Consider the following 16,197-nt stretch of genomic DNA (forward strand, 5'->3'; position numbering starts at 1 on the left):
CAACTCGTGACCAGCCCGGTCCGATTACCCGACAGGCGCTGTCTTCTACCATCGGAGGCAGGCAGTAGTGACCTTTTCCCGTCTTATTCCTACCCATGCAAACACGCTACCTTCCCCTTTCTTTCCTGCTGCTCTGCGGCCTGCTGCTGGCCTTTTCTGGCCGCGCCCACAGCAGCTCGTCGGCTGGCCGCACCGTGGAATTTATCGAAAACAAAGGGCAGTGGGATGCCCGCTCCCGCTACGAAGCCGACCTGCGCGGCGGGCGCCTTTTTCTGGAAGCCACGGGCATGCGCCTGGTGCTGGGGCAGAATATCAGCCCGCCGGGGCACGGGCCGAAGGCTTCGGCAAACGCCCCGGCGCCCGACACGCCGCTGCGGGCCCACGCCCTGGTACTAGAGTTTGTGGGGGCCGCCGCAGTCCCCCTCCGCGCCGGGGAGCGCACCGAGGAGCACCGCAACTACTTCCGGGGTGCCGACCCGGCCCGCTGGGCCCACGACGTGCGCAGCTACCGGCAAGTACAGTACCCGGCACTCTGGCCGGGCATCGGCGCCCGCGTGTATGAAAACGACAGCCAGCAGCTGGAATACGACTTCGAGCTGGCCCCCAACGCCGACCCTTCGGCCATTGCCATTCGCCACCTCGGCGCCGAGGCTCTGCGGCTGGACGCGGAAGGCAGCCTGCAGCTGACCACCAGCGTGGGCACCCTCACCGAAAAAGCGCCCCAGGCCTGGCAGACCGATGCCCAGGGCCGGCGCCAGCCGGTGGCCTGCCGCTACGTACTCCGGAAAAACGTGGTCAGCTTCGCCCTGGGCCGCTACGACCGCCGCCGGCCCCTGACCATCGACCCGGTAGTGGTGTTTTCCACCTACTCGGGCTCCTCGGCCACCAACTGGGGCTTTACGGCTACCTACGACCAGCAGGGCAACCTCTACTCCGGCGGCATAGCCTTTGGCTTTGGCTTCCCCGTAACGCCGGGGGCTTTTCAAACCACCTTCGGCGGCGAGGCCGACATGGCCCTCATCAAGTACAACGTGAGCCAGAACGGCCCCGGCGCCCGGGTGTGGGCCACCCTGATTGGCGGCAACGACTGGGACTTCCCGCACAGCCTGGTGGTGAACAACCAGGGCGAGCTGCTGGTGCTGGGCAGCTCGGCCTCCCGCAACTACCCCGTAACGGCCACGGCCGCCCAGCGCCTGTTTGGCGGCGGCAGCTACGCCGACCCCTTCGGCATCGGCGGCACCTTTGGCGGCGCCTATGAAGTACCCAACGGCACCGACATCGTGGTGAGCCGCCTCAGCGCCACCGGCAGCGCGCTGCTGGGCTCCACCTTCCTGGGCGGCAGCAGCAGCGACGGCCTGGTACCGCTCAGCCCCTTCTCGACCCTGCCCCAGCTGCCGCACAACTACGGCGACCCGTTCCGGGGCGACATCGTGGTGGATGCCCAGGACAACGTGTACATCGCCTCCAGCACCACCTCCGCCAACTTCCCCGGGCGCAACAGCTTCGGCAACCTCTACAATGGCGGCTCCTCCGATGGCCTGGTGTGCAAGCTTACGCCCGACCTGAGCGCGGTGCTGTGGGCCGGCCTGCTGGGCGGCAGCGGCGCCGATGCGGCCTACTCCATTCAGCTGGAGCCAGGCACCGGCGATGTGTACGTAGCCGGCGGCACGCTCAGCGCCGATTTTCCGGTGACGGGGGGCGCCTATCAGGCCACCCGGTCTGGTGACGTCGACGGCTTTGTGGTGCGCATTCTGCAAAGCGGCAGCCGCATTACCCGGAGCACCTACCTGGGCACGTCGGCCTACGACCAGGCCTACTTCCTGCAGCTGGGCACCGACGGCGGGGTGTACGTGCTGGGCCAGACCATGGGCAACTACCCCGTCACCCCCGGCCTGTACAATACCCCCAACGGCACCCAGTTTATTCATAAGCTCGATGCCAACCTCAGCGCTACCCAGCTGGCCATGGTATTTGGCAGCGGTGTCCGCACGGTGAATATCACGCCCACGGCCTTCCTCGTCGACCGCTGCGACCGGGTGTATGTGTGCGGCTGGGGCGGCGACGATAACCTGGCCGGCTCTTTCAACACCAAGCCCTACCTGAGCCAGAACGGCACCACCTTCGGGCTGCCCACTACGCCGGGTGCCGTGCAAACGAACACCGATGGAGACGACTTCTACCTGGCCCAGTTTACCGCCGGCCTCACCGGCCTGGGCTACGGCACCTTCTATGGCAACACCGCCCCGAACAGCGAAGGCGACCACGTGGACGGCGGCACCTCCCGCTTCGACCCGCGCGGCATCGTGTACCAGTCGGTGTGCTCCTGCTTTTCCGGCACAGGCTTCCCCATGCCGGCGGGTGCCAACTCGTTTTCGACTACCAACGGCGACCCGTTCGGCTGCAACAACGCGGCCTTCGTCTTCAACTTTCAGCCCGGCATCGCCGCGGCCGGCGCCGACCAGACGGTGTGTGCGACAGCAGCACCCTTCCCCCTGGTCGGCAGCCCCGGCGGCGGCATCTGGTCGGGGCCCGCTGTGAGCGGCAGCGTAGCCACGGGCTTCACTTTTACCCCCAGCCCGGCCCTCACCGGGGTACAAACGCTGACCTACACCGTGGTCAGCACCGGCCTGTGCACCACCACGGCCAACCGCCGGGTCACGGTCACGCCCGGGCTTACGGCTTCTTTCACAGCCCTGCCGCCGCTACTCTGCAGTGACGCGACCACCCCACCCCCGCCGGTGCAGCTGCAGGCTTCGCCGGCCGGGGGCAGCTTCAGTGGCCCGGGCGTGAGCGGCAGCGTTTTTACTCCGGCTGCGGCCGGTAACGGCACCCACACCCTCAGCTATACCTACAGTAATGGCGGCTGCAGCATAACGGTGCCCCAAGCCGTGCAGGTGCTGCTGGTGACGTCCCGCCCCAACCAGACAGTATGCGCCAATGCCGCCCCTATTCCCTTGACGGGCTCGCCCGCCGGCGGCAGCTGGGCCGGGCCGGGCGTCAGCGGCAGCGTGGCTACGGGCTTTGTGTTTACGCCGGCCCAGGCCCCGGCGGGCCCAAGTCAGCTGACTTACAGTGTAACGGCTACCGGCACCGGCGGCACTACCTGCACGGCCAGCAGCAGCGCCACGATAAACGTGCAAGCCGTGCCCAGCCTCAGCCTGACGCCTCTGCCTCCGCTGTGCGTAGCCGCCGGGCCTCAGCCCCTGGTGGGCAGCCCGGCCGGCGGCATCTGGACTGGCCCCGGCGTGAGCGGCAACCCAACGGCCGGCTTTTTCTTTTCGCCCGCCATTGGCCCCGGCAGCTACCAGCTTACCTACACGCTGGGGGCTGCGGTTTGTCCGGCCACGGGCGTCTTGCCTGTAACCGTGGCGCCTACCCAGAGCGTGTCGGTGCCCGCCGACACTACCTTGTGCCCCGGCAGCACCCAGCCCTTTCGCCTGCGGGCCAGCCCCGCGGGCGGCAGCTGGGCCGGGCCGGGCGTCAGCGGCAGCGTGGCCGCGGGCTTTGTGTTTACGCTGCCGGCCAACTTCGCCGGCACCGCCAGCCTGGTGTATAGCGTAGCCGGCACCTGCCCTGGCACCGCTACCCGTCGGGTAGCCGTAGCGGCCGTGCCCCAGCTGCAGCCGACCTGGATGCCGGTAGCCTGCGCCGAGGACCGCCAGGCCCCGCTGACGGTGCGCTTTTCGACCCCCACCGCAGCCGGCGAGCTAAGCTGGGACTTTGGCGATGGCAGCGCGCCCGCCCAGGGCTTCGAGGTAAGCCACACCTACGCCGCAGCGGGGCGCTATACCCCACAAGCTACCCTGCGCTACCTCAATGGGCAGTGCCAGACCCAGGCCCGGCTGACGCCGGTAGAAGTGGTCGACCAGCGTATTCCCAACGTATTCACCCCCGGCACCGACGACCAGCTGAATAGCAGCTTCCGCCTGCCGCCGGGCTGTGCGCCCCGCATTCAGCTGTTCTCCCGCTGGGGACAGCGCGTATTCGAAGCCCCGGCTTATCAGAACGACTGGCGGGCCGAAGGGCAGCCCGCCGGCCTCTACTACTACCTGCTGGAGTACCCCGACGGCCGCCGCATTCGCGGCTGGGTAGAGGTAATCAAGTAGCCGCCTGGAAGCAGGAGCTAAGACCACGGGAGCCGAAGCTGCGCGCCAGGAGCTGGTTCTACACTCTTCCTTTGGTTTCCGGCCTACTCATCTGGCGCAACGCTTCCAGTACCCAGCGCACATCTGCCCAGCCGGGCAGCAGGTCGGCCCAGGTGGCGCCGGTAGCACGGCGGTAGTGCCAGAACAGGTAGCCGACGCTGGCCGCATAGGCCGCCGACATGCCCAGGGCGGCGCCCAGAATGCCCAGGCGCGGCACCAGCAGCAGGCAGGCCGGCACCGTCACCAGCAGGCCCAGCAGGGATGCGCGGTTGTTGACGCCGTAGCGGGCCACGCCGCCGAAATAGGTGCTGGCCTGCATGCCGGCCCCGTTTATCAGAATGCCCGGGGCCAGGCACCAGATAACGGCCTGAGCACCGCCGAACTCCGGCCCAAACACGGCCGCCAGCCAGGAGGCCGGCACGGCCGCCAGCACCAGCACGGCAGCCGCCGTAGCCAGCAGCGTGAGGCGGCTGCCGCGCAGGGCAGCATAGGTCTGCTCCTGCTTGTCGCGGGCATTTACCAGGGCCACGTACTGAATCAGGGCCGTGCTGCGCGGAATCAGCCAGATGGCCTCGGCCAGGGCCACCCCCACGGAAAGTATGCCCAGGGCCCGGGCGTCGGCAAAATAGGCGACGGCGTAGTAGCCCAAGCGGTAGTTGGCAAAGGAGAGGATATTGGAGAAGTGGGCGCCGCGGCTGTGGCGGGCCAGCTCACGGGCTACCGCCCGGCGCCGGCGCCGGCGGCTGGCCCAGGCATCGGGCAGCCGCCGCAGCAGCGCCAGGCTGATAAGCAGCGGCAAGCCAAAAGCCAGGTAGTTGGCGTAGTAAAACACGGGGACCTCCCGCCACTCGGCCGGGCCGAAGGCCAGGGCCAGGGCCCCGGCCAGCAGCAGGGTCTGTAAGGTCATCAGCCCATTGAAGGCCCGCTCCCGCTGCCGGCCCAGGAGCAGAAAGGTGTTGACAGAAAACCAGGCCTGCACCAGCGTGACGGCCGCCAGGTGGCCCACATACGCCGCCCCGACGGGCCGCAGCAGGCCCACCAGCAGGGCGCCTATGCCGCTCACCACCACCGCCCAGGAATAGGCCGGCCGCAGCAGCAGCCACAGGTTGCGGCCCGGCACCAGGTAAATCAGCGAGGAGCCGCCCACCAGGCCAATGAACAGCACCAGCGCCGCTACGTCGGTCACAAACAGGCTGACCTGCCCCCGGCCCGCCGCGCCCAGGTAGCGCGCCGTCAGCCACACCACCACGAAGCTGAGCCCGGCCGTGAGTACCCGTGCTGCAAAATGGTGGAGAATGCGCTTTATCATGGAGCCGCAAAGAACGGCAAACTCCCCTCCTTACCAAGGAGGGGACGTTGTCGCGCCAGCGACAACTGGGGTGGTTGAGGTCGTTGAACGACACCTGAACGACCTCCCCACTACGAAGCTCACAACATCAACTCCCCCAAATTCAGCTTTAGCCAAAACATCTCCGCCCCAGAAAAGAAAGCGCGTTTACCAGATGCTATTCTCCCAGCACGGTTTGGTACAGCTGCCCAAACGCCTGCCCCACGGCCTGGGGGGCGCAGCGGGCGGCAACATCGGCCCGCAGCCGGCCGGGCTCGAAGGAGGCCGTGCCGCTTAGCACCGCGTTCAGGGCGGCTTCCAGCGCTGGCTCGTCGTCGGGCGTCACCAGCAGGCCAAAGCTGCCCTCGGGCTGAAACAGCTCGGGCACGCCGCCGGTGCGGGTAGCCACCACCGGGCAGCCGCAGGCCCGCGCTTCCAGCAGCACGCAGCCAAAGGTTTCGGCCCGGCTAAACGAAACAAGGGCCGTGGCGCGGGCCATCTCGGCGGCCACCTCCGCGTGGGCCAGCTTGCCCAGAAACACCGCCGTGCCGTCGGCCAGCAGGCCCAGCTCGGCGGTGTAGGCCTGGAGCGGCTGCTCATCGGGCCCGTAGCCGGCAATGCGCAGCTGCAGGCCCGGCCAGAGGCCCCGCAGCCGGGCTACCACCCGCATCACCCCTGACAGGTTCTTTACCCCGTCGTGAAACGCTGACACGTGCAGCAGGGCCGGCGTGGCCCGCACCTCGGGCCCCACCGCCTCCGGCCGAAACAGGTCGGTATCGACCACGTTGGCAATAACGACGGAGCGGGGGTTCACAAAGCCCAGCCGGGCCATGGCCTGCCGCAGCCCGTCGGATACCGTGTGCAGCGCATCGGCCCGGCGCACCACGGCCCGCGTGAGCACGCGCCGCAGCCAGCCGATGCCGGCCGAGCGCAGCGGCAGGTACAGCGTCCAGTGCTCGGTGATGACAAAGGGAATGCCGTGCAGGGCTTTCAGCGCCCAGGCAAACAGGCCGGTGCGCAGCAGCACGTGCACGTGCACCAGGTCGGGCCGCTGCCCCCAGTGCCGCCGCAGGCGCCGGTAGCCGCGCAGCAGGCACCAGAAATACAGCAGCAGCTTCAGGGGCTTATCGAGCAGGGACATGCCGGTGGGTGCCGCCCGGTAGTAGTAACGCAGCGTAGGTACCGGCCCGCGCAGGTCTTCTTCCGCATCGGTCAGCCCCGGCAAGGGGCCCCGCGCCACGGCGGCAAACAGCACCGCCACCTCGGCCCCGCCAAACTGCTCAATGGCCGCCACGTGCCGCCCCACGAAGTCGCCGTCCTGGTCGTCGTAGCGCTGCGGGTACCACTTGGGCAGCATTAGTACGCGGGGCCGTTTCAAGGGAGAAATAAGGGCTAAGTAATGAGGAATTGGCTGCAAAGAACGGTGCTGGCGAGCAGCCCCTGCCTGGCTCTTGCGTAGTTAAAAGGGAAGAGTTAGAAAGTAAACCACCTTTTTAACTCATCTCTTTCAACTGGGGCCTCAAAGCAAAAGCCTGCCCCGTTTCCGGAGCAGGCTTCCCTTAAGAGCAGAAAGTGGGTGAACTGCTACTTGCTAACTACGAAGCGCACCGACTGACTGGTTTCGCTGGTGGTAATGGTTGCGACGTACACGCCGCCGGGCAGGCCGGCGGGCAGGGCCAGCACCTGCGGGCCCGCACCGAAGGTTTTGCCGGCTACCACCGTGGCAACTTCGCGGCCGGTGAGGTCTAATACGCGTACCGTGGCCGCGCTGCCGCGCTTCAGCTCAAACGACAGGTTGGCAGCTTCCGTGCTGGGGTTGGGGTACACAGCCAGGCCTTGCAGCTGGTCGGAGCCGCTGCGGGCCGAGAGCGTGGAGCCGGGCCGGTTGTAGCAGGTCAGCTGGGGGTTGAAGTTGGTCCAGCCGGCGGCCCAGTTGGTGGTGCCGGCCGGGCCGAAGGCGCCGCGATACGCTACCGGCGTGAAGAAGCTGTTGGCCACCTTGGCATCGGCGAAGCTGGCGCCGGTGTTCAGGGGCGAGGCCGTGGGCAGCAGAAAGTTGGGCGAGGCGCCGGCGGGCGTGGTGGGGCCGAAGTTGTCGGCATTTAGGGCCAGGCTGCTGGCGTCGGCGTAGGTGGCATTGCCGCGGCTGGCGTTTTCGAAGTAGGCCTGCACGTTGTAGGTACCGCCCGAGTGCTGGGAGTAGTTGACCGTCATGCCGGCCAGCACGTTGTTCTTCAGCACCAGGGCGCCGCTGGTGGCGTTGGCCTGCGTGGCCGAGCCGTCCAGGGTCAGGCCCTGGGGCCAGCCGGTAAATACCGAGTTGAGCACCGAAATGGCCGTGTTGCGGCGCAGGTGCATGGCTCGGGTGAAGTTGGTGGCGGTGCGGTTGGCCAGGAAAGCGCTGATGTTGGAGAATACGGCCGAGGTCTGGGGCGTAGCTGTGGAGCCGCCCGCGTTGTTGTCCGACTCAATGGCCGTGGAGCCCGACACGTCGGCTTCGGCGGGGTCGCGCACGGTCACGGCAAACTGCACGTTGCCGGAGTAGCCGTTGTCGGAGTCGAAGTCGTCGTCGGTAGCCGCTACGGCCACCAGATACCTGGCATTCACCGTGCCGCCAAACCACTCGAAGGAGTCGTCGCCCGAGCCGTACACCTGCACGTACTCGATGGTGGTGCCGCTGCCCACGCCGCCCAGGGTCAGGCCGTTGATTTCGGAGTTGGGCTGAAAGGCCACGCCGGGAAACTCGATGCGCACGTAGCGCAGGATGCCGGAGTCGTCGGCCGGCTGGTTGCCGCCGAAGGTCGAGCCTACGCCACCCTCAATTACGGGGCTGCCAACCAGGTTCACCGGAGCGCGGCCGCAGATGATGACGCCACCCCAGTCGCCGCGATTGCGCTGGCCTACGGGCTCGTTCGAGGTGAACACGATGGGCCGCGCCGCCGTGCCGTTGGCAATGATGCGGGCGCCCTGCTCAATGATGAGCGTGCCCTTGCTCACTTTATCGCCCTTGATGATGGTGCCCGGCTCAATGGTGAGCGTGGCGCCGTTGCGCACGTATACAAAGCCATTAAGCAGGTAGATGTTGTTGCTGGTCCAGGTGGTGTTGGCCGTAATCTGACCCGATACGCCGATGGGCGCCGGCGCCTGCGGGTTGCATTGCGCCTGCACTTGTGCGGGCATAGCGGCGATAGCGGCAACGGCCAGAAAGGCGGAGAGTACAAGCTTTTTCATGAAGGCGAATTGATTGGTGAGATGCCGCTGCAAAGGTCCGGACAGCACAACGCCCGCCGGATGGGGCGGGCGTTATGTTTTGGCGGTGTTGAGGTTACGTTATTGTTAGCAGTGCTTTCAATGATGACTTAAAAATTCCAGGTCAGCCCCAGCGTGGAGTAGCTGCCGCGCTTGTAGGTGGCGAAGGAGCCCCGCTCGTTGTCGTCAATCCTGCTGTTGCGGTTGAAGTCGTAGAGCAGGCGCGTCGACTGGTTGAGGATGTCCTGAATGCCGGCCCGGATTTGCAGGTGCTGGCCTACCGTCTTCGTAATGGCCAGGTCGAACACGTGCCGCGGCATCTCAATCACGGAGTAGTTGAACTGCTGGTCGCCGATAAAGCGGAAGCGTTGGCCCACCACGTTGTACTGGGCCGACACCTGGAGTTTGTGCTCGTCGTCCTGGTAAAAGAGGCCGGCATTCACTACGTAGGGCGACTGCCCCTGCAGCGGGCGGTTGTCGAGGGCCAGGCCCCGGTTCTGCTCGGTGTCGGCCAGCTTCACCCGGCTGTGGATGTAGGAGGCGTTCAGCACCATGGAAAAGCGCTGCAGGAAGCGGCTGCCGCTGAGCTCGGCCAGCGACTTGCGCATCTCCACCTCGGCCCCGATGTCGTAGGCGTTGTCGGCGTTCTGGTAGGTGAGGTAGAGCTGCTCGGTGGGCACCGACAGCGTGGTTTGCTCGATGGCGTCGCGGAAGTACTTGTAGAACACCCCCACCGAAATCAGCTCCGAGCGGCTGGGGTAGAACTCGTAGCGCAGGTCGGCGTTGTAAATCGTGGCCGTGCGCAGCGAGTCGTTGCCGCTGATGATGGCGTTGCTGCCGAAGTCGAAGTAGGAGTAGCCCGCTACTTCCCGGAACTCGGGCCGGTTCACGGTCACGCTGCTGCCCAGGCGCAGCAAGGACCGGTCGTTGAAGTTGAAGGTGGCATTGAGCGAGGGCATGGGAATAAAGCGCTTCTCCTCATAGGCCGCGCGCTGCTCGTCGCCGCTCTTCAGGTACTTGCGGTTGTACTCCAGGCGCAGCCCGCCCGAGAGGCTGAACTTGTCGGAGATGGGGGCCACCACGCCCACGTAGCCCGCGGCCAGGGTGTTCTGGGCGTTGTAGCGGTCCAGGGGAGAAGTACCCTCGTCGAGCACGTAGCCGGTCTGGGCGTCGATGTTGGCCGGCGCGAAAATCTCTTCAATCGGTGCGTAGATGTCGCGGTTGAAGCGCGGCCCGCGGATGTAGGAGAAGTAGCGGTTGGAGAAGTTGCGCTCCTTCTGCTCGGCGTAGAAGCCCACCCGGATTTTGTACTGGCTGGCCCGGGTAGTGTCGCGCCCGGCCAGGCTGCGCTCCAGCTGCCCGCTGGCCATGTAAGTGTTTTCCTTGAGCTCGGAGAAGAAGCGGCTGGCGTCGTAGGGGTTGCCGCTGGGCGGAATCACCACGGCGTACCGGTCTTCGGGCAGGCCCTCCTCGGGCATGCGGCGCTGGTAGCGGTAGCGGCTGTAGTCGGGCTCGTCGCGGAACACGTAGTTGTAGCCCGTGGTCCAGGTGATGCTGGTGCGGTTGTGGGCCCCGGCCTGGTGGCTGCCTTGCAGCTGGCCCGCGTACACGGTACGGCTCTGGTAGTGCAGGGCGTTGTCGTCGCGCTCGAAGCCCTGGTCCAGGGTCTGGCCTACGCGGTGCACCACTTCATCGGTGGCGTACTGGTTCAGGAAGTTGCGAAACTCGAAGCGGGTGCGGTCGCTCACGCGCACCTGCCAGTTGTGGATAAGGCCCAGGCGCACGGCCGAGGTGGCCTGCACGTCGTTGTACTCGTACTGCTTGCGCGGGCCGTTGGTGGCTTCGTCCAGCTCCAGGGTAAAGCGCTGGCGCAGGTTTTCGTACTGCTCGCGGCTGTTGGAGTACGAGAGCGAGGTAACGTTGCTCAGGTACACGCTGCCCAGCTCGTACTTGCGGTTCAGGCCCAGCGACACACGCAGGTCGGGCATTGCCGTGATGGTACGCGGCAGCCAGGTGTTGCGCAGGGCAATGGGCGCCCGACTCACCTTGTCGGGCAGGCTGCTGCTCAGCTGACGCTCGCCACCGTCGAAGCCCAGCCAGTCGGTGCGGCCGCGGTTGGTCGTGAGGAAGTCCTGGCCGGTGGTGCCGCTGCGGCTCCAGCCCGACACCGTCAGGCTGCTGCTGTTTTCCAGCACGCTGTTCTTGGTAAACACCTTCACCACGCCGCCACCCATCTCGCCGGGAAGCTCGGGGGCGCCCGACTTAAAAATCAGTACCCGGTCAATCACCGAGCTGGGCAGGATGTCGAACGAGAACGAGCGGGTGTCAACCTCGGCCGAGGGCGTGAGGGCGTCGTTCAGCATCACGGTGTTGTAGCGCTCGGCCAGGCCGCGAATCACGATGAAGTTGTTGCTCTGCACCGTTACGCCCGGAATGCGCTTCACCACCTCGGCGGCGTCGCGGTCCAGGCTTTTCACAATCTGGTCGTTGCTCATGCCGCTCACCACCACCTCGCTCTTTTTCAGGTCCTGAATCAGGGCTATTTCGGTGCCGGTCTGTTTCACGCCGGTCACCGTCACCTCGGTCAGCTCGGTGGCGTTTTCCTCCATCTCGGCATTCAGAACGGTGTTCTGCTTGCTGCGCACCACGATGCCGGGGAAGCTGAGCGGCTTATAGCCCACGTAGGTCATGGTGATGCTGTAGGTACCGGGGGCCAGGGGCAGCGTATAGCTGCCATCCACGTTTACGGGGGCTGCCTGGGTGGTGCCGGTTACCAGCACGGTGGCCCCGATTACGCCCTCGCGGGTCTTTTTATCGGTTACTTTTCCAACTACCATCCCTTGCTGGCCGAAAGCCAAGCCATTCATCCACAACAAAAAGAAACCCAGTAAAGCAAAGCGCATAAAGCAGCAGGTTGGTTTGACAATGCAAAGCTACCGGGGCCCTATTACGGCAACATAGCCAGCGCATTATGCTATTGTTACCCGCCCAGCGCTGGTTTTTTCGCAGGCATTTGCGCCCTACTTTTGCGGCCTTTTTTGCCCTTCCCCGCCCCGGTTGTCTCAGCAGGCCGGGCCAGGACGCTGGAGTTTGCTAAGCGCCTGGCGCTTGTCCGCCGGATGGCATCACCGGCCGCGTGGTCGTTTCTTTACCATCCGCAAGCGGCCGCAGCAGTCCGCACCCAAACCCGATACCCATGCTTATCTCCATGACCGGCTACGGCCAGGCCCACCGTGAAACCGATGCTTACACCGCCAGTGTCGAGCTGAAGTCCATCAACTCCAAGACGTTCGACCTCAGCCTGCGCCTGCCGCGCTTCCTGCAAAGCCAGGAAACCGAAATCCGCAACACCCTGGCCAAGGCCTTGCTGCGCGGCAAAGTCAACCTCAACCTGGAGTTCAGCCGCCCGGCGGCAGCACGGGCCGTCGCTACTATCAACAGAGAAGCCCTGCTGGCAGCCTACCACGAGCTGCGGGCCGTGGCCGAGTCGCTGCACCTGCCCGTATCCGAAGAAACCCTGTTGGCTGCCCTGCGCCTGCCCGGCGTAATTCCAACGGCCGCCGAAGCCCAGGCCGCTACGCCCGACGCCGCCGAAGAAGTTAGCTGGGCCGAGCTGCAGCCCCTGCTGCAGGAAGCCATTTCTGCCATTCAGCAGTTTCGCCACGACGAAGGCCGGGCCCTCACGCTGGAGATTCTGGGCTACATCGCCACCATTCGCCAGCAGCTCGCGGCAATAGAGCAGCACGACCCCGCCCGGGTCGAGCACGTGCGTCAGCGCCTGCACAGCCACCTGGCCGAGCTTACCAGCCATGAGCAGTTCAATGCCACCCGGTTCGAGCAGGAAGTACTTTATTATATAGAGAAGCTCGACATCGCCGAAGAAAAGGTGCGCCTGGCTGCTCACCTCAACTACTTCGAGCAGGCCATTCACCAGCCCGACGAAGCCGTAGGCAAGAAGCTGGGCTTCCTGGCTCAGGAAATAGGGCGCGAAATCAACACCATCGGCTCCAAGGCCAACGATGCTACCGTGCAGCACCTGGTGGTGGGCATGAAAGAGGAGCTGGAAAAAATAAAAGAGCAACTAAACAATATTCTTTAAAAAGTTTTTTTACCTAAACTTTGCGTCAGCAAACACGTGTAAATACTGACATACTTGCTAGCCGAAAGCCGCCAAAACGCCCTCTTTTTGCATTATCCCGCTAAAATTTGAAATCTCTCAGCTATCAGAAGCCTTTTGGCAAGTAATTTGAAATGCCAAAAACCTATCTAAGAAAGCTTAACGCAACACCCCGATAACTAGGCGGTTATTGAAAAGCTTCAGAATAAATTTTTCGTAGTTTAAAAAAAAACTGCAATCTTTGTCACCTAAAGTTTGGATACACGTTTATTGTATCTAACTTGGGCACCAGAAACAAAGCAAAACAATTACGTCTCACCTCATAACTACCTATACCATGAAATCAACACTACTACTCTGTATTATGGGGCTGCTCCTGATGGCTGCCCGGCCTGCTTCCGAGATTGAACTGGTCAAGAAGCGTGTGCTCAGCGAGCGGGTTGAGATTCTGATTCCCAAGGGTTTTGAGGTAATGACCGAGCAGCAGATGGACTTTGCCTACGCCAAAGCCCAGAGCCGCCCCAGCGTCATTTTCACCAACAACAACCTCATCAGCCTGGCTTTCAACTACAGCGAGAACGACGCTGACCAGGACATGATTGACATATACGCAGCTTCGTTTGCCAAAACCCACCACAAGCAGTTTAAAGATGCTAAGTGGTTTGGCGAAGGTGTGAAGAACATCAACAACCGCAAGGTGGGCTACCTCGAGTTCATGAAGCCGGAGATGGGCCATGAGGTTTACACGCTGGTATTCTTCACCGACGTAGAAGGCAAGCTCATGATTTGCACCTTCAACTGCGCCGACCGCCAGAAGCCCGAGTGGGAGCCCATTGCCAAGCAAATCATGCTCTCGCTCAAGTCTAACGGTTAATACATTACGACTCCCTTTATAAGCGTTAATTATTCAAAAGCCCCGACTCTTCTGAGTCGGGGCTTTTTTCTTGGTGGCTCCTGCTGCCTTGTTGCATAGCAGCTCTCACCGCTCGTTTTCCACCGCGAGAGTCCCGAACGAATGGTCGTCATATCGGGGCAAGCTCCCTGGACTACTAGGCCGGTCTGTTTCGCACAACAGTGGACGCCGGCCCGCGCTAAGCCGGGTACTGCCCCCAGTCAGCTCTTGTCTATTTCTTTACGCCCAGCCCACCCATAGTATTCAGGAAGTCGCGCACCAGGCCAAAAGCGCCGGAAAAGCCCGCCAAAGAAAGTGCCCCGGGCTGGTCGTGTACGTCGTGATAAGCCGGGCTGCCGCCGCGGGTATAGATAAAAAACGCGGGCACGCCCAACTCTGAAAACGGGTAATGGTCGGAATTGGCGGCCCGGCCGCGGGCGCCCAGGGCGGGCAGGTAGTGCCCGGCCTCGTTGAGGCTGCTCAGGCGGCGGAAGGCGGATTCGTGCACGCGGCCATTCACCACGGTAGCTCCCTGCTCCCCGGTGCCCAGCAGGTCGAGGTTGACAAGAAACTTAATGTTTTTCAGCGGCAGCAGCGGGTGGGCCACAAAGTAGCTGGAGCCGATGAGGCCAGCTTCCTCAGCCCCAAAGAGCAGAAAGGCAATGGAGCAGGCCGGCCGGTTCTCGGGTTTGGCGTAATGTGCGGCCAGCTCCAGCAGCAAGGCTACGCCGCTGGCGTTGTCGTTGGCTCCGGGAAAGTAGGCTTTCTTGCCCATGGTGCCGAGGTGGTCGTAGTGAGCTGAGACGACCAGGAAAGAGTCGGGCTGCGCGCTGCCGCGCACCACGGCGGCCAGGTTTTGCGAGGGGTAGCTGCGCTTAAGCCGGGCTTCTACTTCAAGGTTGGCCGTCCAGGCCGGGGAGCCGGTGCCGGGCTTAAAGGGGTGCAGCATGGCATGTGGCAAGGCGTGCAGGCGTAGCTGGCTAGTCTGTTCTGGTGCCAGCGAAGCCGTAAGCTTGGGCACGATGCTGAGCACGGCCGCTGCCGAGTCAACCCGATTTTTTACCGCTAACGGTAAGTGCGCGGGCTGCTGCACGTAGCGGTCGAGCAGCACTACCGTACAAGGCAGGCGGCTGCAGTGAAAAAACTCCCGCAGCCCATCGGGGCTAGTTAAGGCAGCGCTGTCGAGGTAGCACAGGCGACGCCCCCGGAGACGGCCGCTGCCGCTGTTTGGGGCAGCAATGAAATCCCGGCCGGGCTGCAGCGGCCAGCGTGGCCCCAGCACCGGCCCGAAGCCATGCTGAAGCTGCAGCTCCAGCTTACCAGGAAAGGTGTTCACATCCAGCGTAAAGCGCTGGGTATAATCGGGCGCCAGCGGCTCCAGCTTCAACTCCCTGAGCCGGCCGCGCAGGTAAGCCGCAGCCTTCTTGTCCCCATCGCCTACGTAGCCCCGCCCCAGCATAGCGGGGGACGCCAGCTTTTCTATGGTTTTGCGCGCCCTGGGCAGTTCCTGGGCCCTAGCCGGCGTGGCAGCTAAGGTGCTGAGCAGGGCCAGCAAAGCCAGGCTTAACAGCGGCCTTGCCGGGCGCTGCAGAACCCGGGCGCCGGTAGCGCACAGGCCCAGGCCCAACGCTGCGCCGATGCCGTCGCTCAGCAAATCCGTCCAGTCGCCGTGCCGGCCCAGCTTCATGGTATGCTGCAACACCTCAATCAGCCCGCCAAACAGAATACAAGCAACGAACACCACCGTGCCGGCCCAGGGCGCCAGCGTCGGCCAGCGGCGTTGCCGGCTTATTGCCCACCAGCCTAAAATGGCCAGAACGGCAAACACGCCCGCATGGGCGGCTGTGTCGAACGACAGCAGCTCCCATACGGGCGTGCGCGGCATCTTATGGCTGGGCGTCAGCGTCAGCACGGCAATGAGGGTGGCCCAGGCGAGGGGCAGCCCTGCGTACGGCCGGGACGATGCCGTAGCCAAGGCTTAGGCGCCTACCAGCTCGCCGTAAGCTTCGGCGCTGAGCAGGTCTTCAATTTCCGAAGGGTTGGCGATGGAGATTTTCACCATCCAGCCGTCGCCGTAGGGGTCGGAGTTCACGGTTTCGGGGGCGTCGGCCAGCTTCTCGTTTACTTCCAGCACGGTACCGGTGATGGGGCTGAACAGGTCAGAAACCGTTTTCACGGCCTCCACCGTGCCGAACACGTCGTGCTGGGCCACCTCTTTGTCGAGGGTGTCGATGTCGACATACACGATGTCGCCCAGCTCTTTCTGGGCGTGGTCGGTGATGCCCACGTAGGCAACATCGCCTTCAACGCGAATCCATTCGTGGTCTTTGGTGTAGTGCAGGCTGGCGGGAAGATTCATGGAAATAGGGTGATGTGGTAATGAGGTGATGGAGTGACGAGGCCTAGGGTTGCTCAGTTCAAAAGTAAGGCCTGGGGCTTGGTTTAGCCGAGTGATACGAACGGGCAG

9 protein-coding genes are annotated in these 16,197 nt (G+C 64.1%); 3 read left to right on the forward strand and 6 right to left on the reverse strand.

Features of this window, described 5'->3' with window-relative positions; all coding sequences use genetic code 11:
• The first annotated feature begins 95 nt into the window (after positions 1-95).
• Entirely contained in the window at positions 96-4,106 is a 4,011-nt protein-coding gene (locus tag ABD919_RS04325) for a DUF7948 domain-containing protein (protein ID WP_345234129.1), read from the forward strand.
• Between the two features lie 58 nt (positions 4,107-4,164).
• Here the strand turns inward: ABD919_RS04325 and ABD919_RS04330 are convergent, their stop codons facing one another.
• The 4 genes from ABD919_RS04330 to ABD919_RS04345 all read right to left on the reverse strand — a co-directional run bounded on the left by ABD919_RS04330 (position 4,165) and on the right by ABD919_RS04345 (position 11,624).
• Positions 4,165-5,454, reverse strand: coding sequence for a lipopolysaccharide biosynthesis protein (locus ABD919_RS04330; RefSeq protein ID WP_345234131.1), 1,290 nt, complete (start codon positions 5,452-5,454; stop codon positions 4,165-4,167).
• A 196-nt stretch (positions 5,455-5,650) separates the two neighbouring features.
• Positions 5,651-6,850, reverse strand: a complete 1,200-nt coding sequence (locus tag ABD919_RS04335; RefSeq protein WP_345234133.1) for a glycosyltransferase — start codon at positions 6,848-6,850, stop codon at positions 5,651-5,653.
• A gap of 206 nt (positions 6,851-7,056) precedes the next feature.
• A complete protein-coding gene (locus ABD919_RS04340) occupies positions 7,057-8,703 on the reverse strand; it encodes a T9SS type A sorting domain-containing protein (RefSeq protein WP_345234135.1) in 1,647 nt (548 codons plus the stop codon).
• 128 nt (positions 8,704-8,831) lie between these two features.
• Positions 8,832-11,624 carry a TonB-dependent receptor gene (locus tag ABD919_RS04345; RefSeq protein WP_345234137.1) on the reverse strand — a complete coding sequence of 931 codons (2,793 nt, stop codon included), beginning with the start codon at positions 11,622-11,624 and terminating at the stop codon, positions 8,832-8,834.
• A gap of 293 nt (positions 11,625-11,917) precedes the next feature.
• On the opposite strand from ABD919_RS04345, the gene ABD919_RS04350 reads away from it, so the two are divergent.
• Positions 11,918-12,820 carry a YicC/YloC family endoribonuclease gene (locus tag ABD919_RS04350; RefSeq protein ID WP_345234139.1) on the forward strand — a complete coding sequence of 301 codons (903 nt, stop codon included), beginning with the start codon at positions 11,918-11,920 and terminating at the stop codon, positions 12,818-12,820.
• A gap of 355 nt (positions 12,821-13,175) precedes the next feature.
• A complete protein-coding gene (locus tag ABD919_RS04355; RefSeq protein WP_345234140.1) occupies positions 13,176-13,712 on the forward strand; it encodes a hypothetical protein in 537 nt (178 codons plus the stop codon).
• A gap of 250 nt (positions 13,713-13,962) precedes the next feature.
• On the opposite strand, the gene ABD919_RS04360 is transcribed toward ABD919_RS04355, so the two are convergent.
• The gene (locus tag ABD919_RS04360) at positions 13,963-15,705 is read right to left on the reverse strand and encodes a VanZ family protein (protein ID WP_345234142.1); all 1,743 of its coding nucleotides are present in this window, start codon (positions 15,703-15,705) and stop codon (positions 13,963-13,965) included.
• 3 nt (positions 15,706-15,708) lie between these two features.
• On the reverse strand, positions 15,709-16,089 hold the full coding sequence (gene gcvH, locus ABD919_RS04365; protein WP_345234143.1) for a glycine cleavage system protein GcvH: 381 nt from the start codon (positions 16,087-16,089) through the stop codon (positions 15,709-15,711).
• Positions 16,090-16,197 lie beyond the last annotated feature (108 nt).

This window comes from Hymenobacter saemangeumensis (assembly GCF_039541835.1).
GTDB lineage: Bacteria > Bacteroidota > Bacteroidia > Cytophagales > Hymenobacteraceae > Hymenobacter > Hymenobacter saemangeumensis.